The 24,031-nt window shown below is 72.8% G+C and carries 20 protein-coding genes and 1 pseudogene; 14 read left to right on the top strand and 7 right to left on the bottom strand.

Going from position 1 to position 24,031, the window contains the following annotated elements:
* Positions 1 to 401: 401 nt before the first annotated feature.
* From BUE30_RS01475 to BUE30_RS01465, 3 genes are all read right to left on the bottom strand, one after another.
* The gene (locus BUE30_RS01475) at positions 402 to 2,204 is read right to left on the bottom strand and encodes a sensor histidine kinase (protein ID WP_073325956.1); all 1,803 of its coding nucleotides are present in this window, start codon (positions 2,202 to 2,204) and stop codon (positions 402 to 404) included.
* Positions 2,201 to 3,346 (bottom strand): FIST N-terminal domain-containing protein, encoded by a 1,146-nt coding sequence (locus BUE30_RS01470; protein ID WP_073325954.1) that lies wholly within the window; start codon positions 3,344 to 3,346, stop codon positions 2,201 to 2,203. The genes BUE30_RS01475 and BUE30_RS01470 overlap by 4 nt, the downstream gene beginning before the upstream one ends.
* Positions 3,347 to 3,491: 145 nt before the next feature.
* On the bottom strand, positions 3,492 to 4,160 hold the full coding sequence (locus BUE30_RS01465) for a response regulator transcription factor (RefSeq protein ID WP_073325952.1): 669 nt from the start codon (positions 4,158 to 4,160) through the stop codon (positions 3,492 to 3,494).
* Between the two features lie 477 nt (positions 4,161 to 4,637).
* On the opposite strand from BUE30_RS01465, the gene BUE30_RS01460 reads away from it, so the two are divergent.
* The 3 genes and pseudogenes from BUE30_RS01460 to BUE30_RS01450 all read left to right on the top strand — a co-directional run bounded on the left by BUE30_RS01460 (position 4,638) and on the right by BUE30_RS01450 (position 8,626).
* Positions 4,638 to 5,123 (top strand): (2Fe-2S)-binding protein, encoded by a 486-nt coding sequence (locus tag BUE30_RS01460; RefSeq protein ID WP_073325950.1) that lies wholly within the window; start codon positions 4,638 to 4,640, stop codon positions 5,121 to 5,123.
* 168 nt (positions 5,124 to 5,291) lie between these two features.
* Positions 5,292 to 7,717: pseudogene (locus BUE30_RS01455) on the top strand (xanthine dehydrogenase family protein molybdopterin-binding subunit).
* Between the two features lie 117 nt (positions 7,718 to 7,834).
* Positions 7,835 to 8,626: an FAD binding domain-containing protein gene (locus tag BUE30_RS01450; RefSeq protein ID WP_073325948.1), complete on the top strand. Its 792-nt coding sequence runs from the start codon at positions 7,835 to 7,837 to the stop codon at positions 8,624 to 8,626.
* Between the two features lie 60 nt (positions 8,627 to 8,686).
* Here the strand turns inward: BUE30_RS01450 and BUE30_RS17420 are convergent, their stop codons facing one another.
* Genes BUE30_RS17420 through BUE30_RS01435 form a run of 3 tightly spaced genes read right to left on the bottom strand, consistent with a single transcriptional unit; the run spans position 8,687 to position 11,219 of the window.
* Entirely contained in the window at positions 8,687 to 8,794 is a 108-nt protein-coding gene (locus tag BUE30_RS17420) for a DUF2474 family protein (protein WP_073325946.1), read from the bottom strand.
* Positions 8,791 to 9,810 carry a cytochrome d ubiquinol oxidase subunit II gene (cydB, locus tag BUE30_RS01440; protein WP_425303915.1) on the bottom strand — a complete coding sequence of 340 codons (1,020 nt, stop codon included), beginning with the start codon at positions 9,808 to 9,810 and terminating at the stop codon, positions 8,791 to 8,793. The genes BUE30_RS17420 and cydB overlap by 4 nt, the downstream gene beginning before the upstream one ends.
* A complete protein-coding gene (locus BUE30_RS01435; RefSeq protein ID WP_073325941.1) occupies positions 9,807 to 11,219 on the bottom strand; it encodes a cytochrome ubiquinol oxidase subunit I in 1,413 nt (470 codons plus the stop codon). The genes cydB and BUE30_RS01435 overlap by 4 nt, the downstream gene beginning before the upstream one ends.
* Before the next feature lie 197 nt (positions 11,220 to 11,416).
* Between BUE30_RS01435 and BUE30_RS01430 the strand changes: the two genes are divergently transcribed.
* The 6 genes from BUE30_RS01430 to kynU all read left to right on the top strand — a co-directional run bounded on the left by BUE30_RS01430 (position 11,417) and on the right by kynU (position 16,499).
* Positions 11,417 to 11,923 carry a MarR family winged helix-turn-helix transcriptional regulator gene (locus BUE30_RS01430; RefSeq protein ID WP_083600994.1) on the top strand — a complete coding sequence of 169 codons (507 nt, stop codon included), beginning with the start codon at positions 11,417 to 11,419 and terminating at the stop codon, positions 11,921 to 11,923.
* On the top strand, positions 11,920 to 13,098 hold the full coding sequence (gene pobA / locus BUE30_RS01425; protein WP_073325939.1) for a 4-hydroxybenzoate 3-monooxygenase: 1,179 nt from the start codon (positions 11,920 to 11,922) through the stop codon (positions 13,096 to 13,098). The genes BUE30_RS01430 and pobA overlap by 4 nt, the downstream gene beginning before the upstream one ends.
* Positions 13,095 to 13,826 (top strand): protocatechuate 3,4-dioxygenase subunit beta, encoded by a 732-nt coding sequence (gene pcaH, locus BUE30_RS01420; RefSeq protein WP_073325938.1) that lies wholly within the window; start codon positions 13,095 to 13,097, stop codon positions 13,824 to 13,826. The genes pobA and pcaH overlap by 4 nt, the downstream gene beginning before the upstream one ends.
* A 1-nt stretch (position 13,827) precedes the next feature.
* Positions 13,828 to 14,427, top strand: coding sequence for a protocatechuate 3,4-dioxygenase subunit alpha (pcaG, locus tag BUE30_RS01415; protein WP_073325936.1), 600 nt, complete (start codon positions 13,828 to 13,830; stop codon positions 14,425 to 14,427).
* Between the two features lie 81 nt (positions 14,428 to 14,508).
* Positions 14,509 to 15,315 (top strand): alpha/beta hydrolase, encoded by an 807-nt coding sequence (locus tag BUE30_RS01410; protein WP_073325934.1) that lies wholly within the window; start codon positions 14,509 to 14,511, stop codon positions 15,313 to 15,315.
* The gene (gene kynU / locus BUE30_RS01405; protein WP_073325928.1) at positions 15,312 to 16,499 is read left to right on the top strand and encodes a kynureninase; all 1,188 of its coding nucleotides are present in this window, start codon (positions 15,312 to 15,314) and stop codon (positions 16,497 to 16,499) included. The genes BUE30_RS01410 and kynU overlap by 4 nt, the downstream gene beginning before the upstream one ends.
* On the opposite strand, the gene BUE30_RS01400 is transcribed toward kynU, so the two are convergent.
* Positions 16,472 to 16,927, bottom strand: coding sequence for a response regulator (locus BUE30_RS01400; RefSeq protein WP_073325926.1), 456 nt, complete (start codon positions 16,925 to 16,927; stop codon positions 16,472 to 16,474). The two genes, kynU and BUE30_RS01400, sit on opposite strands and share 28 nt — an antisense overlap.
* Before the next feature lie 338 nt (positions 16,928 to 17,265).
* Here BUE30_RS01400 and BUE30_RS01395 point away from each other — a divergent pair, with 338 nt between their 5' ends.
* The 5 genes from BUE30_RS01395 to BUE30_RS01375 all read left to right on the top strand — a co-directional run bounded on the left by BUE30_RS01395 (position 17,266) and on the right by BUE30_RS01375 (position 24,029).
* The gene (locus tag BUE30_RS01395) at positions 17,266 to 18,012 is read left to right on the top strand and encodes a sensor histidine kinase (RefSeq protein ID WP_073325925.1); all 747 of its coding nucleotides are present in this window, start codon (positions 17,266 to 17,268) and stop codon (positions 18,010 to 18,012) included.
* Between the two features lie 751 nt (positions 18,013 to 18,763).
* Positions 18,764 to 21,019: an SEL1-like repeat protein gene (locus BUE30_RS01390; protein WP_073325923.1), complete on the top strand. Its 2,256-nt coding sequence runs from the start codon at positions 18,764 to 18,766 to the stop codon at positions 21,017 to 21,019.
* Complete coding sequence (locus BUE30_RS01385) at positions 21,019 to 21,777, top strand: DUF459 domain-containing protein (RefSeq protein ID WP_073325921.1); 759 nt, start codon at positions 21,019 to 21,021, stop codon at positions 21,775 to 21,777. The genes BUE30_RS01390 and BUE30_RS01385 overlap by 1 nt, the downstream gene beginning before the upstream one ends.
* Positions 21,774 to 22,634 (top strand): SGNH/GDSL hydrolase family protein, encoded by an 861-nt coding sequence (locus tag BUE30_RS01380; RefSeq protein ID WP_073325919.1) that lies wholly within the window; start codon positions 21,774 to 21,776, stop codon positions 22,632 to 22,634. The genes BUE30_RS01385 and BUE30_RS01380 overlap by 4 nt, the downstream gene beginning before the upstream one ends.
* A gap of 15 nt (positions 22,635 to 22,649) precedes the next feature.
* Positions 22,650 to 24,029 carry an MBOAT family O-acyltransferase gene (locus BUE30_RS01375; RefSeq protein WP_073325917.1) on the top strand — a complete coding sequence of 460 codons (1,380 nt, stop codon included), beginning with the start codon at positions 22,650 to 22,652 and terminating at the stop codon, positions 24,027 to 24,029.
* Positions 24,030 to 24,031: the final 2 nt, after the last annotated feature.

Here is a 24,031-nt window from a genome sequence, read left to right as displayed (position 1 = left end):
CGGTTCGGCGGGCGCGCCTGTCGTCCCGTCGAGGGATGCGAACGCCGGGTCGGCACCCGGTCCGCACCGCCGGGGCCGCCCTCACCGGCAGGCCTGCCGGTGGGGGGGCGGCTTTGCCCGGGGGCCCGCCTCCCTCCGGATCACGGCGTGCCCGGTCGGATCGTGTCCCGCCGACCTTCCGGTCGGACCGTAGCCCGCCGACCTTCCGGTCCGATCGTGGCCCGCCGACTTTCCGGTCGGACCGTGGCCCGCCGACCTTCCGGTCCGATCGTGGCCCGCCGACTTTCCGGTCGGACCGTGGCCCGCCGACCTTCCGGTCCGATCGTGGCCCGCCGACTTCCCCGGCGGCGCTGGCCCGCCCGGACGCACCGGAAGCGTGGTAGGGAGGTCGCCCCGCGGGGTCAGAGGCGGGCCGGGCCCGCCGCGCGGAGCGTCACGCAGAAGGACGTGCCGCGACCCGGCACCGAGCGCAGGTCGAGCGGATGGCCCAGCATCGCGCAGGCGCGGTCGACGATGGCGAGGCCGAGGCCCAGCCCCTCGCTCGCCGAGGCGCGGGGACCGATGCGGTGGAACTCGCGGAAGACGTTCTGCTGCTCCTCCACCGGGATGCCGGGACCGGTATCGGCCACGACGACCCGCCAGCCGCCGGGGGCGCGCCGCAGACCCACCAGCACCCGGCCGGTCTCGGTGTAGCGCACCGCGTTGGAGATGAGGTTCTGCAGGATCCGCCGCAGATAGGCCGGATCGCTCCGCACCCGCGCCGCGGTCGGGCGGACGGTCAGCCGCAGCCCCTTGGCCGCCGCGACCGGCGCGAACTCGTCGGCCAGCCGCGCGAGCAAGGGGCCGAGCGCGATCTCGCCCACCTGTACGCTGGCCCGCCCCGATTCCAGCCGCGAGATATCGAGCAGTGCGGCGATGATCTCCTCCACCGAGGCGAGCGCGCCGAGCGCCTTGGCCGCGACGGACCTCTCCTCGTCCTGCGGGGAGTCCTCGATCAGCGAGCCGATGTAGAGCTTCGCCGCCGAGAGCGGCTGCAGCAGGTCGTGCGAGGCGGCGGCCACGAACCGCGAGCGGGCGGCATTGGCGCGCTCGGCGGCGGCGAGCGCGTCGCCGAGTTCCAGCGTCCGGGCCGCGACCCGTTCCTCCAGCCGGTCGCGGGCCTCGCGCAGGGCGAGGGCCGCCGCCCGCTCGGCGCTGACATCGGTGATCGACAGAACGAAGCCGCCATCGGGCATCGCGTCGCCCAGCCCGTCGAAGAACTGTCCCGCGCCGCGGCGGAAGCCGAACTCGATCCGCCCCCGCGCGCCGGGGCGGGCGATCCACCGGGCCAGCGCGTCGGCATCCATCGGCGGGTCCATCCGCACCTGCGCCCGCAGCCGCCCCACCAGGACCGCCGCGTCGAGGCCGGGGCGCAGGGCGGTGCGGGGGATCGACAGCATCTCGCCCAGACGGTCGTTGAACACGGCGAGCCGCCCCCGCGCGTCGAACACCGCGACCCCCTGGGCGAGATGCCCGAGCGTCGCGCGCACCAGCCGCGCCTGGTCGTCGAGCACCTTGTCCCGGTCCTCGCGCTCGGCGCGCAGGATGTCGGAGACGTCGGTCTGCACCACGACCGTCTCGCCGCCGGCCATCCGGTGCTCGCCGACCTGCAGCCAGCGGTCGCCGCGCAGCCGCACGGTGAAGAGCGTATGCTCCTGCCCGTGCCGGGCCAGCCGCTCCACCGCCCAGTCGGCGGGGCCGGTCCCGGCGGGCAGGTCGAGCCCGGGCGAGACCGAGATGGCGGCGACATAGTCCGAGAACGCCATCCCGGGGCGCAGCCGCGCCCGCACGTCCGGCAGGTGCATCCCGAACCGGGAATTGCACAGGACCATGCGGTCCTCGCCGTCGAACAGGCCGAACCCGTCCTGGATGGTCTCGATCGCGCCGGCGAGATGGGCATGCGCCGCCTCGGCCGCGCGGGTCGCGTCGGCGAGGCGGGCATTTGACAGGTTGAGCAGGTCGAGCGTGCGTTCGAGGTCGCGGGTGCGCTCGCGGACCTGCTCCTCCAGCAGGACGGCGCGCTCGAACTGGGCGTAGGCCGCGCCGCGCCCGTCGTCGAGCTGTTCGGCCCGGCGCATCAGCGCGCCGCAGATCTCGGCCAGCTTGGCGACCTGCCGTTCGGGCGGATCGGCGGGATCGAGCAGGTCGCGGGCGGGATCGCTCATGCCCCGGCCCCCGGCGGGGGGTAGATCGCGACGCCGGTCATCGTCTGGTTCACGTGCAGCCCGTTGATCTGTTCGCCATAGGTCGAGAAGCCGCGCACCCGGTGCCGCGCGAGCACCCGGCCGAGGGCGGGCAGGGCCTGCGATTCCCGCGCCTCGACCCGGCGCAGGATGCAGTCGCAGGCCCAGATCGCGGCGGGCGCGCCGCCCTCGCCCAGCCGCGCGAGGGACCGGTCGAGATGGGCGACCATGTCCTCGGCCTCGGCCAGCGTCAGGACGAGGCCCTCGTCGATGGCCGAGAAGAAGACCAGCTCCCCCTCCGGGGTGACGCGCTGGATCGCCCGCACGTGATGCGCCCCGCCGAGACGGACCACGACCGGGTGCGCGGCGAAGGTGAAGGTGGAGAGCTGGCCCGGATCCTTGCCCAGCAGGCGGGCATATTCGCGCGCCGCCGGCTCTCCGTTGATCCGCCGCACGAGACGCCGCGCGGGATCGGCATCGGTCACGACCATCCGCCGCGTCGAGGGGCGCAGGTGGTCGAGCGAGAAGACCCGGACCGGGCAATCGGTGCGGATCACGGCGAGGACCGCGCCGCCGGGGATCGTCTCGGCCCCCGCGGCGACCAGCGTCCGCTCGAACCGGGTGCCGTCCCCGGCCGAGCCCCCGAAGAGCGGCACCGGCCCCAGCGCGGGGGCGAGGGCGGCGACCAGCGCGTCCTCGCGCCGCGACAGGCCGTCGACGACGAGGAAGGCGAAGGCATGGGGCCGGGCGGGATCGGCGGCGGAGCGGGCGCGCACCACCTCGGCCAGGGTCCTGGGCGGGATCGGGGCGGCGAGGTCGGGCAGCGGGATCGTCCTGGCCGCGAAATGCGCCGCCGGCAGGGCGAGGGCGAGGATCGTGTCCTCGACATAGCCCCCCGCGCCGATCTCGCCCGCCGTGGTGCAGCCGATCAGCGGCGCGCCGGGCAGGGCGGCGGCGAGCCCGGTCATGAGGGCGGCGAAGTCCGCGGCGGGGGGCGCGAAGACCGCGACGAGGCCGAAGGGCCCGGGGCCGAGCGCTGCGGCCAGCCGGGCGGCCGCGCGGGAATCCCGCGCCGGCATCTCGGCCGAGCGGACGAGTCCGCCATCCTCCACCGCCTGCCGCATCGCGCCTCCGCCGCTTCCCCGTCCGGCAGCGTAGCGGGGCTGCGCGGCCGCGCACAAGCCGGGGTCAGGCCGGCGGCCAGGACGCGGGACAGGCAGGGGGGACGGGCCGCAGCGGGGCCGGCGGGAGGGCGACGGGCGGGCGCGCTCAGCCAGCGGCGAAGGCGTCGAAGCTGACCTGCCGCGCGAGCAGGACCGCCTGGGTGCGGCTCTGCACGCCGAGCTTGCGCAGGATCGAGGTGACATGCGCCTTCACCGTCGCCTCGGCGATGTCGAGGTCGAAGGCGATCTGCTTGTTCAGCTTGCCCTCGCAGATCAGCTCGAGGATCCGCGCCTGCTGCCGGGTGAGCGAGGCCATCCGGCCCATCGCCTCCTCCTGCGCGCCGGGGGCGGCGTCGTCGATGTCGACCCCCTCGGGCACCCAGCGCCCCCCCGCCGCGATGGCGGCAAGGGCGGCGCGGAAGGTCTCGCGCGGGGAATGCTTGGGCACGAAGCCCCGCGCCCCGGCGCGGATGGCGGCTGCGACGAGCTGCGGTTCGGTCATCGAGGAGACGACGATCAGCGGCACGAGCGGCGCCGCGCCGCGCATCCGCGCCAGCCCCTCCAGCCCGGTCACGTCGGGCAGGTCGAGATCCAGCACGATCAGGTCGAGCGCCGGTCCCGGCCCCTCGATCCGGGCGAGGGCCGCGCCGAGGGTCGGCGCGCTCTCGCTCGCGCCGAGACCGGCGACGGATTTCAGCGTGAGCGCCAGCGCGTCGCAGAAGAGCGGGTGATCGTCGACGATCAGGGCGCGGGCGAAACGGGCGGGATCGGGCATGGCGGTGCGGGCTCCGGCAGGCACGCCGCAGGCCGGCGCGCCTGCCAGACTAGGGGAGGAGGGCGCGCGCGCCCAGCGGCACCAATGTCGGAGGCGGGGCGCGCGTCGCCCGCCGGACCACCCCGCGCCCGTCCCGGGGCGAGCCCGGGCGCCGGCCCTGCAACCGGGACACGGCGGCGGGTCCCCGTGGCGGGCCCCTGCAACCGGGGCGCGGCGGCGGGTCCCCGTGGCGGGCCGGTGCGGCGTCGGCCGGGCCGGCCGCGCCGGCCCCGGCGCGGGCCGCCGGCTTCCGTCGGGTCCGGCGGGGCGGCCCCGGCCGGGAGGTGCGCCGGGGCGTGGCCATGCCGACCTTGGTCGCGTATCCTGCGCCCGGCGGCCCGCGCTAGCGTGGCGCCGAGGATTGCCCCCTCGTCGGGGGCGCGAGGGAACGACAGGAAAGGCGGGCCGCCTGCAGGGCCCCGCCCGGGGAGGAACGCGATGCCACAGGTCTCGATGAAGGTGAACGGCACAGAGCGCAGCGGCGAGATCGAGGGGCGCACCCTGCTCGTCGAGTTCCTGCGCGAGGGGCTGAAGCTCACCGGAACCCATGTCGGCTGCGACACGTCGCAATGCGGCGCCTGCGTGGTCCACGTGAACGGGAAGGCGGTGAAGGCCTGCACCATGTTCGCCGCCGAGGCCGAGGGCGCCGAGGTCACGACGATCGAGGGGATCGCCGGCAAGGACGGCACGCTCAGCGCCGTGCAGCAGGCCTTCCGCGATTATCACGGCCTGCAATGCGGCTTCTGCACGCCCGGCATGGTGATGAGCGCGACCGCGCTGCTGGAGGAGAACCCCAAGCCCACCGAGAGCGAGGTCCGCCATTACCTCGAGGGCAATCTCTGCCGCTGCACGGGCTACCAGAACATCGTCAAGGCGGTGATGGCGGCGTCGGGGCAGGAGGTCGCCCCGGTCGCGGCCGAGTAGCGAACCGACCGGAATCGGCTCCGCCCGGGTCCGGGCGGACCCGGCGGGGGGCTCCGCCCCCCACGCCTCCGGCTCCCCCCGGGAGTATTTGAGGCAAGATAAGAGCGGGAACGGGGGCCTCGGAGGCTGGGTGCCGTCCCGGTGGAACGTCACAGGGAGGAGGGGCGCATGCCCAAGGATCACGGGATCGGTGCGAGTTCGAAGCGGCGGGAAGACGTCCGCTTCCTGACCGGCCAGGGCCAGTATACCGACGACATCAACCTGGCGGGCCAGGCGCATGTGCATTTCCTGCGCTCGGACGTGGCGCATGGGCGGATCAGGGGGATCGACACCGCGGCGGCGGAGGCGATGCCGGGAGTGGTCCGGATCTTCACCGGCAAGGATTTCGAGGGGATCGGCTCGATCCCCTGCGGCTGGCAGATCACCGACCGGCAGGGCAACCCGATGCAGGAGCCGGCGCATCCGGTCCTGGCGCAGGGCAAGGTCCGTCACGTGGGCGATCCGATCTGCGCGGTGGTGGCGGAGAGCCGGGCCCAGGCCCGCGACGCGGCCGAGGCGATCGAGCTCGACATCGAGGCGCTGCCGGCGGTGATCGACATGAAGGCGGCGCTGCAGGAGGGCGCGCCGAAGGTCCATGACGATCTGAAGGACAATCTCTGCTACGACTGGGGCTTCGTCGAGGACAACCGCGAGGCGGTCGACAAGGCGATCCGCGAGGCGGCGCATGTCACCACGCTGGAGCTGGTGAACAACCGCCTGGTGGCGAACCCGATGGAGCCGCGCGTGGCGGTGGGGGATTACGCCTCGCATTCGGGGGAATCGACGCTCTACACCACCAGCCAGAACCCGCACGTGATCCGGCTGCTGATGGGGGCCTTCGTCCTCGGCATTCCCGAGCACAAGCTGCGGGTCGTGGCGCCCGATGTGGGCGGCGGCTTCGGGACGAAGATCTTCCACTATGCCGAGGAGGCGTTCTGCACCTTCGCGGCGAAGGAGCTGCGGCGGCCGGTCAAGTGGACCTCGACCCGGTCCGAGGCCTTCATGTCCGATGCCCACGGGCGCGACCACGTGACGAAGATCGAGCTGGCCCTGGATGCGGAGAACAACTTCACCGCGCTGCGGACCGAGACCCACGCGAACATGGGGGCCTATCTGTCGACCTTCGCGCCGAGCGTGCCGACATGGCTCCACGGGACGCTGATGGCGGGGAACTACCGGACGCCGCTGATCTACGTGAACGTGAAGGCCGTCTTCACCAACACCGTGCCGGTGGACGCCTATCGCGGGGCGGGGCGGCCGGAGGCGACCTACCAGCTGGAGCGCGTCATCGACAAGGCGGCGCGCGAGCTCGGCGTGGATCCGATGGAGCTGCGCCGGCAGAACTTCATCACCGAATTTCCCTATGCCACGCCGGTCGCGGTGGAATACGATACCGGCGATTACAACGCGACGCTGGACCGCCTGAAGGAACTGGCCGACGTGGCCGGATTCGAGGCGCGGCGCGTGGCGTCCAAGGCGAAGGGCAGGCTGCGCGGCTTCGGCATGAACTGCTACATCGAGGCCTGCGGCATCGCGCCGAGCAACCTCGTCGGGCAGCTCGGCGCGCGGGCGGGCCTCTACGAGAGCGCGACCGTCCGGGTGAACGCGACCGGCGGCCTCGTCGTGATGACCGGCTCGCATTCGCACGGGCAGGGGCACGAGACCACCTTCGCGCAGGTGATCGCCGAGATGATCGGCATCGGCGAGGACCAGGTGGAGATCGTGCATGGCGACACCGCCCGGACCCCGATGGGCATGGGCACCTACGGCTCGCGGTCGGAGGCTCGGCCATGGTCCGTGCGGCCGAGAAGGTCATCAACAAGGCGAGGAAGATCGCGGCCCACCTGATGGAGGCTTCGGACGGGGACATCGAGCTGAAGGACGGAAAGTTCAGCGTCGCCGGCACCGACAAGTCGGTGGCCTGGGGGGATGTCTGCCTCGCCGCCTACGTGCCGCACAACTACCCGCTCGAGGATATCGAGCCGGGGCTGGAGGAGACGGCCTTCTACGATCCGGCGAACTTTACCTATCCCTCCGGCGCCTATGCCTGCGAGGTGGAGGTCGATCCCGAGACCGGCGCGGTCACGATCGAGCGGTTCACCGCCGTGGACGATTTCGGCAACGTGGTGAACCCGATGATCGTGGAGGGGCAGGTGCATGGCGGCCTCGCGCAGGGGATCGGGCAGGCGCTGATGGAGAACTGCGCCTACGATGCCGAGGGCCAGCTGATCTCGGCCAGCTACATGGACTACGCCATGCCGCGGGCCGATGCCCTGCCGAACTTCACCGTGGACAGCGCGTCGTGCCAGACGCCCTGCACGCACAATCCCCTGGGAGTGAAGGGCTGCGGCGAGGCGGGGGCCATCGGCTCGCCCCCGGCCGTGGTGAACGCGGTTCTGGACGCGCTGAACGCGGCGGGGCACGATGTGGCGCATATCGACATGCCGCTGTCGCCGTCGCGGGTCTGGGCGGCGATGGCGGGGGCCCGCCCGAACGAGGGGGCGGCGCAACCGGCGGCGGGATCGTCCGAAAGCGCGGAGGGGCGGTCGCTCTGAGCGGGCAAGGCCGGGGGCTCCCGCCCCCGGACCTCCGGGAGTATTTGAGGCAAGATAAGGGGAGGGCCGCGGGCGCGGTCCGGGCCCCGGGGGGATGGCCCCCCAAGGAGGGACGAGATGTACGCATTCGAGATCGAGCGGCCGACCGAGCTGAGCGCGGCGGTCGCGGCGCTGAAGGACGAGGGCGCGCAGGCGCTGGGGGGCGGGCAGACGCTGATCCCCTCGCTCAAGCAGCGGCTCGCCATGCCGGAGAAGCTGGTGAGCCTGTCCGCGATCGACGAGATCAAGGGCGTCACCCGCGAGGGCGACGCGCTGGTCGTGGGCGGCGGCGCCACGCATGGCGAGATCGCGGCCGCGGCGGAGGAGGCGGGCTTTCGCGGCCTCGCCATGATGGCGCGGCAGATCGGCGATCCGGCGGTGCGCAACCGCGGCACGATGGGCGGCAGCCTCGCCAACAACGACCCCTCGGCCTGCTATCCGTCGATGGCGTTGGCGACCGGGGCGACGATCGTCACCGACCGGCGCGAGATCGCGGCCGCCGATTTCTTCCAGGGGCTGTTCGCCACGGCGCTGGAGGAGGGGGAGATCATCGTCCGGATCCGGATCCCGGTCCCGGCGGCCTCGAGCTACCAGAAGTTCGCGCAGCCGGCCTCGCGCTTCCCCCTCGTCGGCGTCTTCGTCGCGCGGACCGGGGAGGGCGCGCGCGTCGCGGTGACCGGGGCGGGCGAGGACGGGGTGTTCCGCTGGAGCGAGGCCGAGGAGGCGCTGTCGGCCGGATGGTCGGCCGAGGCGGTCGCGGGGCTGTCGCATCCGTCCGAGGGGCTGATCTCGGACCTGCACGGCACGCCGGCCTACCGGGCGCATCTCATCGGGGTGATGACGAGGCGCGGCGTCGCCGACGCCGCCTGAGGATCGTGGGGGCGGGGCGAAGATGCCCCGACCCTGCGCCCAACCGGGTACGGGCAGCCGTCAGACGCCGAGCCACGTGCGGATGATCAGGGCGACCACCGTCAGCAGACCGACCCCGCCCAGCCAGATCAGGACGAACCAGCCCAGCCGCTTCCACAGCGGGGTCAATGATAGCCCTCCTCGGGGTCGATCTTGCCGCGGAAGACCCAGTAGGCATAGGCCGTGTAGGCCAGGATGATCGGGATCAGGATCGCGGCGCCGACCAGCGCGAACCAGAGCGAGGATTCGGGCGCGGCCGCCTGCCAGATCGTGATGTCCGGCGGCACCATCATCGGGTAGAACGACACCCCGATCCCCGCATAGGCCACGACGAAGAGGCCAAGCGCGGCGAGGAAGGGCGTGCGGTCATGCCCCGAGCGCAGCCCGTGGACGAAGAGGGCGGCGAGCCCCGCGACCAGCAGCGGCACCAGCACCGTGAAGACCGAGAAAGGCAGCGAGAACCAGCGCTCGAAATAGGCCCCTTCGAGGAACGGGGTCCAGAGGCTGACGAGGCCCACGAAGCCCACCGTGGCGAGGCCGAGCGGCCAGGCGAAGCCGCGCATCCGGGCGTTCAGCGGCCCTTCCGTCTTCATCACCAGCCAGGTCGCGCCGAGCAGGGCGTAGCCGGTGAGCACGGCGAGGCCGGTCATCGCCGAGAAGGGCGTCAGCCAGTCGAACCAGCCGCCCGCATAGGCGCGACCCTCGACCTCGATCCCCTGGACCAGCGCGCCGAGCGCGATCCCCTGGCAGAGCGCGGCGATCACCGATCCGCCGAAGAAGGCGGCGTCCCAGACGCCCCGCCAGCGCACCGTGCGCCAGCGGTACTCGAAGGCGACGCCGCGGAAGACGAGGCCGAGCAGCATGAGCAGGATCGGCATGTAGAGCGCCGGCATCACCACCGCATAGGCCAGCGGGAAGACGGCGAAGAGACCGCCGCCGCCCAGGATCAGCCAGGTCTCGTTCCCGTCCCAGACCGGGGCGACGGAATTCATCATCACGTCGCGGTTCCGGTGGCTGCCGCCGAAGGGGAACAGGATCCCGAGGCCGAGGTCGAACCCGTCGAGGATGACGTAGACCAGGACGGCGAAGGCGATCAGGCCGGCCCAGGTGAAGGCGAGGATCTCGAATTCGGCGCCCATGATCATTCCCCCGGGATCGCGTCGGGCCGGATCTCGGTCGGCCCGGGCGTGATGCCGGCCGTCCGGATCGGGCCGTCGCGCAGGCCCAGATCCTTCGTGCCCGGCGGTTTCGACATCATGCGCAGGATGTACCAGGTGCCCGCGCCGAAGACGAAGAAGTAGACGATGACGAAGGCGACGAGCGAGGTCGCGACGGCGGGCGCGTCGATGGGCGAGAGCGACTCGGAGGTCCGCATCAGCCCGTAGACGGTGTAGGGCTGGCGTCCCACCTCGGTCGTGATCCATCCGGCGAGGACGGCGACGAAGCCGGCCGGGCCGAAGGCGACGCAGGTCCGGTGCAGCCAGGGACTGTCGTAGAGCATCCCGCGCCAGCGGGCGAGGGCGGACCACAGGCCGATCCCCAGCATCGCGAAGCCGAGGCCCACCATGACCCGGAAGGTCCAGAAGACGATGGAGACCGGGGGCTGCTCGTCCCGGGGGATCGTGTCGAGCCCGGCCATCGGCGCGTTCAGGTCGTGCTCGAGGATCAGCGAGGACAGCTTGGGGATGCCGACGGCGTAGCGCAGCTCCTGCGCCTCCTGGTCGGGAATGCCGAAGAGGTAGAGCGGCGCGCCCTCCGGGTGGCTCTCGAAATGGCCCTCCATCGCCATGACCTTGGCCGGCTGATGCTCGAGCGTGTTGAGGCCGTGCATGTCGCCGGCGACGATCTGGAGCGGGGTGACGATGACGGCCATCCACATCGCCATCGAGAACATGCGCCGCGCCCGGAGATCCGTGCGGTTGCGCAGCAGGTGCCAGGCGGCGACGCCGCCGACGACGAAGGCGGTCGTGAGGTAGGCGGCCAGCACCATGTGCGTCAGCCGGTAGGGAAAGGAGGGGTTGAAGACGATCGCCAGCCAGTCCTCGGGCACGAACTGCCCGTTCTCGGCGATGGAATAGCCGGCGGGCGTGTGCATCCAGGAATTGACCGACAGGATCCATGTGGCGGAGGCGAGCGTGCCGAGCGCGACCATGGCGGTCGCGAACATGTGCAGCCCGTCGCCGACGCGGTGGCGGCCGAACAGCATGATCCCGAGGAAGCCCGCCTCGAGGAAGAAGGCGCTGAGCACCTCGTAGGCCATCAGCGGGCCGAGGATCGGCCCCGTCCGGTCCGAGAAGACCGACCAGTTGGTGCCGAACTGGTAGGACATGACGATGCCCGAGACGACGCCCATGCCGAAGGCCACGGCGAAAATCTTCTTCCAGTAGTCGAAGAGGTCGCGGTAGACCTGATCGCGCGTCTTCAGCCACAGCCCGTTCAGCACCGCGAGGTAGCTCGCCAGCCCGATCGAGAAGGCCGGGAAGATGATGTGGAACGACACGGTGAACGCGAACTGGATGCGAGCGAGGGTCTCGGCCGTGGCGCTGGCGAGCATCTTCGGGCTCCGTCTGCTGTATCCGGTACCGGGCATATAATCCGGTGGGCGGGGGCGGAAGGGGAGTGCGGCAACCGGACGCGACCCCGGTGCGGGGCCCGGGCTGCGCAGGTCGGCGCGCTTGACCGGTTTGCGTATGGCTTATACCGATCGAGGGGCGGGGGCTGCGCGCCCCCCCCCGGGGGGGAACGACAGCCATGGCCTCACCGCCCGAGGAGGAGGCGCCCGGCCCGGTCGGGTCCGGGCCCGGCGCGGCCGGAGACGGCCGCGGGGAGGAGGCGTTCGACGCCGCGCTCTGGCGCTATACCGGCTACCGGATGCGGCGCGCCTGGGGCGTGGTCCAGGCGGACATGGCCGAGGCGCTGCGCCCGGTGGGGCTGCGGAACTCGACCTTCTCGGCCCTCGCCATGGTCTGCACGCGGCCCGGTCTCACCCAGACCGAGCTCGCGCAGGCGATCGCGGTCGAGCGGCCCAACCTGGTGGTCCTGCTCGACGAGCTGGCCGCCCGCGACCTGATCCGGCGCGAGCGGCGCGAGAGCGACCGCCGGTCCTTCGCCCTGCTGCCGACCGCGGCGGGACAGAAGCTGTTCCGGCGGGCGCAGGCGCTGAACGACGCTCACGAGGCGCGGCTCTTCGCCGGTTTCGACGCCGAAGAGCGTGCGGCGCTGAACCGGCTGCTCGCCAGAGTGGAGGGGCGGGAGTGACCCGGCGGCGCACGCAGGTCTGCGTGATCGGCGGCGGGCCGTCGGGGCTGCTGCTGTCGCACCGGCTGCACCGGGCCGGGATCGACACGATCGTGATCGAGCGGCGGACGAAGGCGCATGTCCTGTCCCGGATCCGGGCCGGCGTGCTCGAGGCCGGGCTGGTGGCGCAGCTGCGCGAGATCGGCTGCGCCGGGCGCCTCGACGCCGAGGGGCAGGTCCACGGGGGCTGCGTGCTGTCGGTGGACAGCGAGGCGTTCCGCGTGGACTTCGCCGGGCTGACCGGTCAGGGCGTGGTCGTCTACGGCCAGACCGAGGTGACGCGCGATCTCTTCGCCGCCAAGGAGCGCGCGGGCGAGACGATCCTCTTCGGGGTCGAGGATGTCGCGCTGCACGATCCGGACGGCGCGGCCCCCTTCGTCACCTTCCGGCAGGACGGCATCGCGCACCGCGTCGACTGCGACTGGATCGCCGGTTGCGACGGGTTCCACGGCCCCTCTCGGCAGGCGATCCCGCGGGACCGGCGGCGCGAGGTCGAGAAGGTCTATCCCTTCGGCTGGCTGGGCATCCTGTCCGAGACGCCGCCCGTCCATGACGAGCTGATCTATGCCAGCTCGGACCGGGGCTTCGCGCTCTGCTCGATGCGCAGCGCGCATCTGTCGCGTTACTACGTGCAGGTGCCGACGGGAACCGATCCCGCCTCGTGGTCCGACGAGAGGTTCTGGGACGAGCTGCGCGCCCGGATCCCGCCCGAACGGGCCGAGGCGCTGGTGACCGGCCCCGCGATCGAGAAGAGCGTGGCGCCGCTGCGCTCCTTCGTCTGCGAGACGATGCGCTGGGGCCGTCTGCTGCTGCTGGGGGACGCGGCGCATATCGTCCCGCCGACCGGGGCGAAGGGGCTGAACACCGCCGCGTCGGACGTGCATTACGCCTTCGAGGCGCTGCACGGGCATTACGGCGGGTCGCAGTCCGAGGCGGATCACTACGCCGCGCGGGCTCTCGCCCGGGTCTGGAAGGCGGAGCGGTTCTCGTGGTGGATGACCACGCTGCTGCACCGGTTTCCGGGACGGTCGGACTTCGACCGCCGCATGCAGGAGGCCGAGATCGCCCTCCTGCGGGACGATGACAGCTATCGCCGCGCGATGGCGCGCAACTACGTGGGGCTGCCGTATTCATGAGCGACCGGAGCCTTCCCCTCATTCCCCGGGACCGGGCGGCGCATCCGCCGGCCTACGATCCCGACTACAAGACCAGCGTCGCCCGCGCGCCGCGACAGGCGCTGATCTCGATGGACAGCACCCCGACCGAGGAACACGGCCCCCGCTTCGGCCACGACCTGCTCGGCCCGCTGGACAACGACCTCGTCCTGAACTGGACGAAGGGCGCCGCCCCAGCGCTGGGGGAGCGGATCCTGGTCCACGGGCGGGTGCGGGACGAGACCGGCCGCCCCGTCCCGGGAACCCTGGTCGAGATCTGGCAGGCCAATGCGGGTGGTCGCTACCGGCACGCGAAGGACGGCTACCTCGCCCCGCTCGATCCGAATTTCGGCGGCTGCGGGCGGACGATCACCGACGATCGCGGCGACTACCAGTTCCTCACCATCCGCCCGGGCGCCTATCCCTGGCCGAACCGGGGCAACGAATGGCGGCCGGCGCATATCCATGTGTCGATCTTCGGCTCTGGCTTCGGCCAGCGCCTGATCACCCAGATGTATTTCGAGGGCGATCCGCTGATCGCGCACTGCCCGATCGCCGCCACCGTGCGCGATCGCGGCCAGCTGGAGGCGCTGGTGGCGCCGCTCGACATGGCGATGGCGAAGCCGATGGACTTTCTCGCCTACCGGTTCGACATCGTGCTGCGCGGCCGGCGCCAGACGATGTTCGAGAACCGGCCGGAGGGGCTCTGACATGGCGGGCGGACGGGACAATCTGCGCGAGAGCGCCTCGCAGACCGCCGGGCCCTACGTGCATATCGGGCTCGCCCCGGGCCATGCCGGCCTCGGCGGGATCTACGGGGTCGAGCCAGGGCGATCGACCTTCGAGGCGGGCGCCGCGGGCGAGGTCGTCACGATCACGGGCCGGGTGCTCGACGGCACCGGCTGGGCGCTGCGCGACGCGCTGATCGAGGCCTGGCAAGCCGATGCGGGCGGCCTCTATGCCGGCCAGGCGGGCGCCGATCCCCGCGTCGGCGGATTCGCCCGGATCTGCGCGGACGCGGCGACGGGGGAATGGACGCTGCGCACGATCAAGCCGGGGCGGGTGCCGCATCCCGCCGGCGGCACGATGGCGCCGCATGTCGCGCTGTGGATCGTGGCGCGCGGGATCAATGTCGGGCTGCAGACCCGGCTCTACTTCGAGGACGAGCGGAACGAGGGCGACCCCGTCCTCGCCCGCATCGAGCACAAACACCGCGTGCCGACCCTGATCGCGACCCGCACCGGGCCGGGGGCCTACCGATTCGACATCCGCCTGCAGGGCGAGGGAGAGACGGTGTTCTTCGACATGTGAGGCCGCCAGACTGGCCAGGCCCGACAGGCCGCGCTCGAGGCCGCGCTCGACAGGCCGCTCGGGGCGGGGTAGCCCGGGCGCATGGAACTCATCGACTGGACCGACGCCTTCGAGAACGGCGCCTACATCCCCGGGGCCGAGGAAATCGCCGCCGGCTGGGGGCGGGACGCCGCCGCGTTCCGCGCCGCGACCCCGCCCCGCACGCTGCGCTACGGCGATGGGGCGCGGCAGATCGTCGACCTCTACCTGCCGGAGGGGGCGCCGCGCGGTCTCGCCGTGTTCGTGCATGGCGGCTACTGGCATTCGCGCGCGCCGCAGGACTTCGCCCATCTCGCCGCCGGCGCGCTGGCGCGCGGCTGGGCGGTGGCGCAGCCGGGCTACACGCTCGCCCCCGAGGCGCGGATCGCCGGGATCGGCCGCGAGGTGGCCCGCGCGGTCGAGCTGGCCGCCTCGGCCGTCGCCGGCCCGATCCGCCTCTCCGGGCATTCCGCGGGCGGCCACCTCGTCGCCCGCCTCGCCTGCGCCGGCGCGCTGGATCCGGGCGTCGCGGCGCGGATCGCGCATGTCCTGCCGATCAGCGGGATCTTCGACCTCGCGCCCCTGACGGCGTCGGCGATGAATGCGAAGCTGCAGCTGGACGCGGCCGAGGCGGCGGCCGAGAGCCCGGCCCTGCTGGAGCCTTCGGACGCGCCGATGACCCTCTGGGTCGGCGCGGCGGAGCGGCCCGAATTCCTTCGCCAGACCCGGTTGATGGGCGAGGCGCGGAGCCGGTCCGGGCGCCCGGCGGCCGAGATCTACGCCCCGGGCCTGAACCATTTCACGGTGATCGCAGGGCTGGCCGATCCCGCCTCGGACATCGTGACGACCTGGCTGGAGACGAATCCGTGAGCCTGCCGCGACGCGACCTCTTCGAGATCCCCGAAGGGGTGATCTATCTCGACGGCAATTCGCTCGGCCCGCTGCCGAAGGCGGCGCGCGCCGCGATGGACCGCGTCGTGGCCGAGGAATGGGGCGGGATGCTCATCCGCGGCTGGAACGCCGCCGGCTGGATGGCCCAGCCCGCGCGGCTGGGCGACCGGATCGGCCGGATGATCGGCGCGCCCGCAGGGTCGGTGGTCGTCGGCGACACGCTGTCGATCAAGGTCTACCAGGCGCTCGCCTCCGCCCTCGAGATGCGGCCGGACCGCCGCGTGATCCTCAGCGATTCCGGCAACTTCCCGACCGATCTCTACATGGCGGAGGGGCTGGTCCGGACGCTGGGGCGGGGGCACGAGCTTCGCACGCCCGCGCCGGAGGACGTGCTCGGCGCCATCGACGGGACCGTGGCGGCGGTGATGCTGACGGAGGTCGATTACCGCACGGGGCGCCGTCACGACGTGGCCGCCCTGTCGGCCCGCGCGGCCGAGGCGGGGGCGGTAATGATCTGGGATCTGGCCCATTCCGCCGGCGCGATCGAGGTCGACGTCACCGCGAGCGGCTGCGATTTCGCGGTCGGCTGCACCTACAAGTATCTGAATGCCGGACCCGGGGCGCCCGCCTTCATCTATGTCCGGCCGGACCTGGCGGGGCGGGTGCGCCCCGCGCTGCAGGGCTGGCTCGGCCATGCCGCCCCCTTCGACTTCGATCCCGGCTACCGGGCTGGCGCCGGGATCGAGCGGATGCGCGTCGGCACCCCGCCCGTCCTGCAGATGGCCGCGCTCGGGGCCGCGCTCGACGCCTGGGAGGGCGTCGACATGGCGGAAATCCGGGCGGCCTCGATCGCGCTGTCCGAGCGGTTCGTCGCCGGAATGCGCGCCGCCTGTCCCGACCTGCGGCTCGCCTCGCCGGCCGACCCCGCGCTGCGCGGCAGCCAGGTCTCCTTCGCCCATCCGGAGGGCTACGCGATCATGCAGGCCCTGATCGGCCGGGGCGTGATCGGGGATTTCCGGGCGCCGGACCTGCTGCGCTTCGGCTTCGCCCCGCTCTATCTCGGGACGGAGGAGATCGACCGCGCGGTCGATGTGCTGGCCGGGATCATGCGCGACGGCCTCTGGGACCGGCCCGCCTACAGGGCGCGCGCCGCGGTGACGTAGGGCGGTCTGCGCTCGCCGGGCAGGCGCACGATCCGGGTGTAGGCGCCCAGCATCTCCATCGCCCGGCGCATGGACTCGAACGTGTTGTCCTTGACGATGTAGCCGGCGACCATGTGCTCGTAGGCCTTGGCGATGTCGGCCGGCGCGTAGGAGGTCGTCTGGACGAAGACGACCGAATTGCGCAGTTCGACGTCCTGGCGGACATTGGACAGGAATTCGAGTCCCCCCATGCGCGGCATGTGGAGATCGAGGAGGATGATGTAGGGACGCAGGTCCCGCGGCCCCTCGCGAAGCCTGTCCAGCGCCTCGAGCCCGTCGCCCGCGACCTCGATCGGGTTGTCGAGCCGAAGTTTCCGGATCGCCCGTTCGATCGCCATGACGGAGACCCGGTCGTCGTCGACTATGAGGAAGGTCACGTCATGGCTCATCGGTGCATTCCCGTCGCGTGAGGGGCGGGCCGGCTGCCGCCGGGGCCCGGGGGGCCGGTCGCCGTGAAATGAGGGATCGTCGGGCCTGGGCGGCGCCGGCCGGTTGAGGGGCGCGCGGGGGTCCGTGCCCCCCGGGCGGGGCGCCGGGTCGCCCGGTCGGAGCGGGACCGGGCTGGGCCGGGCCGGGATCCGGCAGGCTGTCGATCGTTCCGTCGGGGGCCATGGCGTCGCGCCTTCGTTGCATCTCGACCGGACCCGTCTAGCGGGTGAACGTTCACCGATGGTTAAAGCGAATCGGCTTATTCCCGGCCCGACGCGACACAGTCGAAGGTACGGCGATGGTTCCAGAAAACGTCCCGCTGCGTGATCCTCCCCCGCAGGCCCCGCCGATCGGTGCCCTCGCCGGGGCGGGGCCGCCCGTCGCGCCGGAGGACGAGGTCGACGAGCTCGTCTACCGGATCTCACACGATCTGCGGGCGTCGATCCGCGCCCTGCAGGAGCTGCCCTCCTGGATCATCGAGGATCTCGGCGACAGTGGGACGGCCTCTCCCCGGTCGCACCTGTCGCACATCGCCTCTCACGCGCGGCGGCTCGACCAGATGCTGAACGGCCTGCTCGAATATGCCCGGGTCGGACGGTTGCAGACGGTGGCGCGCCTGTCCCCGGGCGACGTGCTCGATGACGTGATCGACGATCTGGGGCCGCCCGGCGGCGTCACGATCGAGAACGGGCTGCCCGCCGGCGTCCTGTGCTTCGGCGCGACGGATCTGCGGCGCGTCTTCATGATCCTCCTGACGAACGCGATCCGGCACAATCCCGCCCGCCCGGCGCGGATCGCGGTCACGGGCGGCGTCGTCGACGGCGCGTGGGAGATCACGGTGACCGACGACGGACCCGGCATCCCCGCCGAGGCGCGGGCCGCCGTGATCCGCCCGCTGGTCAAGCTTTCCTCCCGCGACGTGGACGAGGGGCCGGGAATGGGGCTGGCCATCCTGCACAAGATCGCCGATCGGGCCGGGGGCGATCTCCGCATCGACGACGGACCCGGGGGCGGCACGGCCGTGACGATCCGCCTCGGCCGGTAGCTCGCGCTGCCGCGGCTGCCGGTGGCCGCGGACGACCCCGGTCGCAGCCGGCCGGAGATGATCCGCAGCCGGCGCGTCGCGCGGGGCCGCGGGGCGTGGTCATCCGGCCGACGCATGATGCGGGTGCGGCGGGCTGCGATCCGGTCCCGCATCGCGCGGGGCCCGGAGGGAGTGCCGGTCGGCCCGCGCATCGCGCGGGTGCGGACCGACCGCCGTCCGGTCGCCGCGTCGTGCCGGCCCTTGGCCGACCGCCGGTCGGCCACCGCCGTCGTGCCGGCCCTTGGCCGACCGCCGGTCGGCCACCGCATTGTGCGGGGCCTGGCCCTTGGCCGACCGCCGGTCGGCCGCCGCATCGCGCGGGGCCCGGAGGGAGTGCCGGTCGGCCCGCGCATCGTGCGGGTGCGGAACGACCGCCGTCCGGTCGCCGCGTCGCGCAGGCCCCGGGTCGAGACCGCCGGTCGGCCGCCGCATCGTGCGGGGCCCGCGCCGCCGCGATTCTGCAACGGCCCGCAACCGCCCGTCCGGACGGGAAAGCTTTGCCTTGACGCCGCGGTCACCCGTGCCTTTCCTGCCGCACGGGGGCGCGTCCGGGGGACGGCGCGCGGCCTCCGCGAACGGGAATGGGCGGGACGGCGGACTTTCGGGCCGGGCCGTGCCGGAAGGGCGTCCGGGGGCGGCGCGGATGGAGGGTGTCTTGACCATGCGGAGCTTTTTCCGGGCGGCGCTGTCAATCGCGCCGAGGGGCGCCGCCATGGCCCCGCTTCTGGGCGCCGCCCTTCTGGCCGGCGCGGCCGCGGCGCAGGAGGACGGCCCGTCCGGGGCCGCCGCGCCCGGCGCGGCGCAGGCGGCGGGGGCGACCGGCCCCGGTCGCCTGATCTTCGTCGCCTCCGACCCGGCCGAGGGCCGTCCGGGCACGGTCCAGGGCGAACTCAGCGTGCTGCAGCTGCCGGCGCTGCCCGACGGGGCGACCGCCGGGCTCGACGTGCTGTCCGCGTTGCTGCGGGCCAACCCGGTCTCGACCTTCGTCTCGGCGCCGGGCAGCGCCGGCCTCGTCTCGGGCGACCTGTCGCTGGTGATCGATCTCGCGCTCGGCGCGGCGAGCGAAGGGGCGCAGACCAGCGTGACGATCGGCGGCGAGACCATGCCGGTCTCCGCGCTCGAGGATCGGCTGGGCGCCCTGATGTCCGCCTTCGATCCGGAGGCGGCGCAGATGGCCTTCCTGCGGATCGAGGATCCGGACGACCGCTTTCCCGGCGCCCTGACCGAGCTGCAATCGGCGTTCCAGTCGGCGGGCTTCGCGATGTCGGTCGCCATGATCGGCGCCGGCGGCACCTGCGAGGCCGCGCGTCCGGCGCTGCATTACGAGGCTTTGGCCGGGCTGCCCGACCGCACGCCGTTCGGCGACGCCGACGGGACGGTCACGGTGGCGGAGGCCGAGGGCTACATCCGCGCCGCGCTCGAGCGGCAGGTGCATCGCGGCGCCGGATGCGCGGCGCGCTACTCGCTGATCCTCAGCCGCGGCGACGGCCCGGACCAGGCGCTCGTCTCGGTGCCCCAGGCGCCGCTGCTGCCCGAGATGGAAAGCGCGGTCTATCTGGAGGAGTTCGAGGCGCTGTTCCTCGCCTCTTCCGAGGATGCCGCGGCGATCGAGGAATACCTGCAGACCTGCGCCTACTGCCCGGGCGAGGCCTCGCTGGCCGCGCGCCTGACCGTGATCGAGGAGCGCGCGATGGCGCTGCGCCTCGAGACCGGCGTGTGGGAGACGATCCGCGCGGACGAGACGCCCGGCCGGCTGGAGATCTACCTCGCCAATTGCCAGCTCTGCGCCTTCGAGGACGAGGCCGGGGCGCGCATCGCCGCCCTGCGTGAGGCCGCCGCCGCCCGCGCGGACGAGAACGCGGCGTTCGAACGGCTGGTCGCGGCGCGCGACCTGCCGGGGCTGCAGGCCTGGCTGGCCAGCTGCATCGCCTGCGACAACGCCGCCGCGGCCGAGGCCGAGATCGAGGCGCTGCAGACCGACAGCGTCTTCCAGGAGGAGCAGGCGCGGCTCGAAGAGGCGCTTGCCAGGCGCAACGCCAGCATGATCGGCGACTGGCTGGAGACCTGCGAGATCTGCGGCGGCCGCGAAGGGGCCGAGGCGACCCTAGCCCGCCTGTCCGAGGAGGCGACGGCCGCCGGTCCGTGCCTCGCGCTGGCCGGTCTGCCGCAGCAGGGCGGTCCGCGCCTTCTGGCCGATATCGACCAGGCGGCGGCGGAGCGGACCTGCCGCGCCGCGCTGACCAGCTATCCCGGCTCTCCCGTCGTGGCGACCGCGCTCGGGCGCGTGGCGCAGGCGGCGGAGGATCTCGACGCCGCGCGCAACGCCTACCGCGCCGGCGTCGAGGCCGGCCTGCCGGAGGCGCATGGCCTGCTCGCCCACCTGACCTACGCGCCCGGCCCCGGCGAGGCGGCCGATTACGCCGCGGCCGAGGAGCTGGCCCTGGCCGGGCTCGATCTCGGCGACTGGCTCTCGGGCGAGGTGCTGACGGTGCTCTATTCGCGCGGCCTGATCGACGGGCGCACGGCCGAGGACGCCTATGCCATCGCCCGCGCCCAGGCCGAGGCGGGCAATCCCGCGGCGCAGTTCTTCGCCGGCTACTTCCACCGGACGGGGCAGGGCGCCGAGCAGTCGGACAGGCTGGCCGAGGAGTGGTTCGCCCGCGCGGTCGAGCAGGGCTACACCCATGCCAATTCCTTCCTCGCCGAGCTCTACGAGCGCGGCGGAGAGGGGATCGAGCCGGATCCGGCGCGGGCGGCGGACCTCTACTGGTCGGCGCTCGAACTCGGGGACGAGACCGCCCGGGGGCGGCTGACCGACGGGCTCGACGGGCGCACCAACGCCGTCGTGGCCGAGATCCAGACCCGCCTGCGCGATGCCGGCGTCTTTGCCGGCCGGATCGACGGGATCGGCGGCACCAACACGGCGCGCTCCGTCGACGCCTTCTTCGAGCTGCAGGAGGCCGGCTGATGCGCCACGCCCTTTCCGCGGCCGGGCTCTGCCTCGGCCTGACCTTCGCCGCGCCGGCCCTCGCCTATGACGGACCGCTTCTCGATTCCGCCGGCTGCCCGCAGGACGACGTGTCCATCGTCGTGCTGGGCGACAGCCTGGCCGACGGATTGTGGGGCTCGTTCTTCCGCGCCTTCGCCCGCTGCGGCACCGTCGAGGTGCATCGCGGCACGACCGTCTCGGACGGGCTGACCCGCACCGCGCCCGAGGAATGGGTCGGCCGGATCGCGGGTCCGGCCGAGGGGGCCGACCTGATCGTGGTGCAGATGGGCGCGAACGACATCCAGAACATCCGCGAGGGCACGACCCGCGCCGTCTTCGGCTCGCCCGAATGGGACGCGGCCTATGCGGCCCGGGCCGAGAGCCTGGGCGCCGCCCTGGCCGCGACGGGGGCCGACGTGGTCTGGCTCGGCCTGCCGATCGTGGGCGAGGCCCGGTTCGAGGACAGCTACCGCGCGATCACCGCGCTGCAGGCCGCCGCGGCCGAGAAGGCGGGCATCCTCTTCGTCGACACGCACGAGCCCACGACCTTCGGCCTCGGCGGGTTCGTCATGTCGGCCGAGGTGGGCGGCACGCTCCGCCAGGTCCGCGTGACCGACCAGGTCCATTTCACCGAGATCGGCTACGACGTGGTGGCGGGCCTGCTGTCGCGCGAGGTCGAGCGGATCTTCCTCTCCGCCGGGCGCGAGGCGGCGATCGACGGCCTGGCGCTGCAATGATGCGCCCGCTCATGCTGCTGACCGCCGCGGCGACGCTGGTCGCCGCCTGCGCGTCGGACGGGCGCCGCGCCAATGCCCAGGACATGGGGCTGGACCTCGTGAGCGCCGAGGCCGCCCCGCCCCAGACAGCCGCGACGCTGCGCCCCGGCATCTCGGCCGCGGACCCGGCGCGGCTGCTGGTCATCGGCGACAGCCTCGCCGACGGGTTCGGGCAGCTGCTCGTCCAGCAGGCCGCCGCGCGCGACCTGCCGATCGACGTGACCAATCGCGGGCGCGTCTCGACCGGCCTTGCAAGGGCGGATTACTACGACTGGCCCGAGAACTTCGCCGCGCAGGCGGCGCAGCTGCAGCCGGACATCGTGGTCGCGCATTTCGGCGCGAACGACATGCAGACCATCCTCGCCCCCGAGGGCCGCACCGGCTACGGGACCGAGGCGTGGGAGGGCGCCTATCGGGACCAGATCCGCAAGATCCTCGCCGTCGCGGCCGAGGCCGGCGCCGTGATCTACTGGATCGGGCCGGGGCCGGACAGCCATACCAACCTCAACGCGCATCTGGCCCGGCTGAATCCGGTCTACGAGGACGAGATCCTGGCCGCGGGGGGCACGTTCTTTCCGCTGACCTGGACGGCGCCGAACGGCGTGTTCGAGCGCAACGTGACGATCGACGGTCAGAGCGTGGCCATGCGGACCGCCGACGGCTCGCATTTCACCGGGACCGGCTACCGGATGGTGGCCGACCGGGTCTTCGACGCGCTGATCGAGCGCTTTCCCCAGCTGGCCCCGGTACCGGGGGGCGGCGTCTCGCCGGTGCTGGCCTCGGTCCCCGGGGGCGGGGTCGACCTGCCGCTGCAATAGGTCGGCGCGCCTTCCTTGGTATTTCCGACGCTCCAGTTCGTCCTGTTCTTCGCCGTCGTCTACGGCCTGAACCTCGCCGTGGCGGGGGCGGCCGCGTGGCGCAAGGCGCTGCTGATCGCCGCCTCCTACGTGTTCTACGCGGCCTGGGACTGGCGGTTCTGCCTACTCATGGCGGGGGTCTCGGCCATCGCCTGGGCGGGCGGCCTCGGCGCGCGGCGGCATCGCTGGGCCAGGGGGCTGTCGATCGTCCTGCTGATCGGCACGCTGGCCCTCTTCAAGTACTTCAACTTCTTCACGCTCTCGCTGGCGCAGCTGCTGCAGGACAGCGTACTGGCGCGGGACCTGTCGCTGCTGCGGGTGATCCTGCCGGTCGGGATCTCGTTCTACACCTTCCAGGCGATCTCCTACGTGATGGACTGCGCGCGGGGAGAGATCGCGCCGCGGCGGAACCCGTTCGACGTCGCTCTCTACATCTCGTTCTTTCCGCAACTCGTTGCGGGGCCGATCGTCCGGGCGGCGGATTTCCTGCCGCAGATCGACCGGCCCTTCGCGGTCGACGCCGCGATGCGCGGCGCGGCGGTGGTGCTGATCCTGTCGGGCCTGTTCAAGAAGATGGTGGTCGCCAACTACCTGTCGGTCCTGCTGGTCGACCCCGTCTTCGCCTATCCCGAGGGGCAGGACGCGGCCGTGACCGCGCTGGCCGTGCTGGGCTACGGGATCCAGATCTACTGCGACTTCTCGGGCTATTCCGACATCGCCATCGGCATCGCGCTGCTGCTGGGCTACCGCTTCATGCGGAACTTCGACCAGCCCTACCGGGCGCGGGGCCTCAGCGATTTCTGGCGCCGCTGGCACATCTCGCTGTCGTCCTGGATCCGCGACTACCTCTACATCCCGCTGGGCGGCAACCGCGGCACGCCCGCGCGGGTGACGGTCAACCTTCTCCTGACGATGACGCTGGCGGGGCTGTGGCACGGGGCGGGGTGGAACTTCCTCGCGTGGGGGTTCCTGCACGGGCTCGCCCTCGCGGCGGAGCGGGCGATCCGGGGGCGGACCGGCGCGCTCTCGGTGCTGTCGATCCCGGTGACGCTGCTGATCGTGCTGGCGCTCTGGATCCCGTTCCGCGCCTCGGACTGGGACGGAACGCTCGCCATCCTGTCCGCGCTGACGCGGGCCGAGGGCTTTGCCGCGACCGCGATCACCGGTCCGGCGCTGGCGCTGATCGCCCTGGGGCTGGCGATGAACTGGCTGCCGATGCGCTGGCGCGACCGGGTCGAGGGCGGGGTGATCCGCCTGCCGGCCTGGGCGCAGGCCGCGCTCCTCGCGGCGGGGACGGTCACGCTCTTCGCCGCGGCGCAGGACGGTGTCGCGCCCTTCATCTACTTCCAGTTCTAGGG

The organism is Wenxinia saemankumensis, from assembly GCF_900141735.1.
Taxonomy (GTDB): Bacteria; Pseudomonadota; Alphaproteobacteria; order Rhodobacterales; family Rhodobacteraceae; genus Wenxinia; species Wenxinia saemankumensis.
Note: the sequence above shows the minus strand (reverse complement) of the source record. Positions and strands in the feature narration are given on the sequence as shown.

Coding starts and splice junctions, on each gene's coding strand:
- BUE30_RS01390 (WP_073325923.1), top strand. CDS start 18,764: ATGGCCCCGCTTCTGGGCGCCGCCCTTCTGGCCGGCGCGGCCGCGGCG.
- pcaH (WP_073325938.1), top strand. CDS start 13,095: ATGAGCGACCGGAGCCTTCCCCTCATTCCCCGGGACCGGGCGGCGCAT.
- BUE30_RS01410 (WP_073325934.1), top strand. CDS start 14,509: ATGGAACTCATCGACTGGACCGACGCCTTCGAGAACGGCGCCTACATC.
- BUE30_RS01385 (WP_073325921.1), top strand. CDS start 21,019: ATGCGCCACGCCCTTTCCGCGGCCGGGCTCTGCCTCGGCCTGACCTTC.
- BUE30_RS01465 (WP_073325952.1), bottom strand. CDS start 4,160: ATGCCCGATCCCGCCCGTTTCGCCCGCGCCCTGATCGTCGACGATCAC.
- BUE30_RS01380 (WP_073325919.1), top strand. CDS start 21,774: ATGATGCGCCCGCTCATGCTGCTGACCGCCGCGGCGACGCTGGTCGCC.
- BUE30_RS01395 (WP_073325925.1), top strand. CDS start 17,266: ATGGTTCCAGAAAACGTCCCGCTGCGTGATCCTCCCCCGCAGGCCCCG.
- BUE30_RS01470 (WP_073325954.1), bottom strand. CDS start 3,346: ATGCGGCAGGCGGTGGAGGATGGCGGACTCGTCCGCTCGGCCGAGATG.
- pcaG (WP_073325936.1), top strand. CDS start 13,828: ATGGCGGGCGGACGGGACAATCTGCGCGAGAGCGCCTCGCAGACCGCC.
- BUE30_RS01475 (WP_073325956.1), bottom strand. CDS start 2,204: ATGAGCGATCCCGCCCGCGACCTGCTCGATCCCGCCGATCCGCCCGAA.
- BUE30_RS01430 (WP_083600994.1), top strand. CDS start 11,417: ATGGCCTCACCGCCCGAGGAGGAGGCGCCCGGCCCGGTCGGGTCCGGG.
- BUE30_RS01400 (WP_073325926.1), bottom strand. CDS start 16,927: ATGAGCCATGACGTGACCTTCCTCATAGTCGACGACGACCGGGTCTCC.
- cydB (WP_425303915.1), bottom strand. CDS start 9,810: ATGATCATGGGCGCCGAATTCGAGATCCTCGCCTTCACCTGGGCCGGC.
- BUE30_RS01435 (WP_073325941.1), bottom strand. CDS start 11,219: ATGCTCGCCAGCGCCACGGCCGAGACCCTCGCTCGCATCCAGTTCGCG.
- BUE30_RS01450 (WP_073325948.1), top strand. CDS start 7,835: ATGTACGCATTCGAGATCGAGCGGCCGACCGAGCTGAGCGCGGCGGTC.
- BUE30_RS01460 (WP_073325950.1), top strand. CDS start 4,638: ATGCCACAGGTCTCGATGAAGGTGAACGGCACAGAGCGCAGCGGCGAG.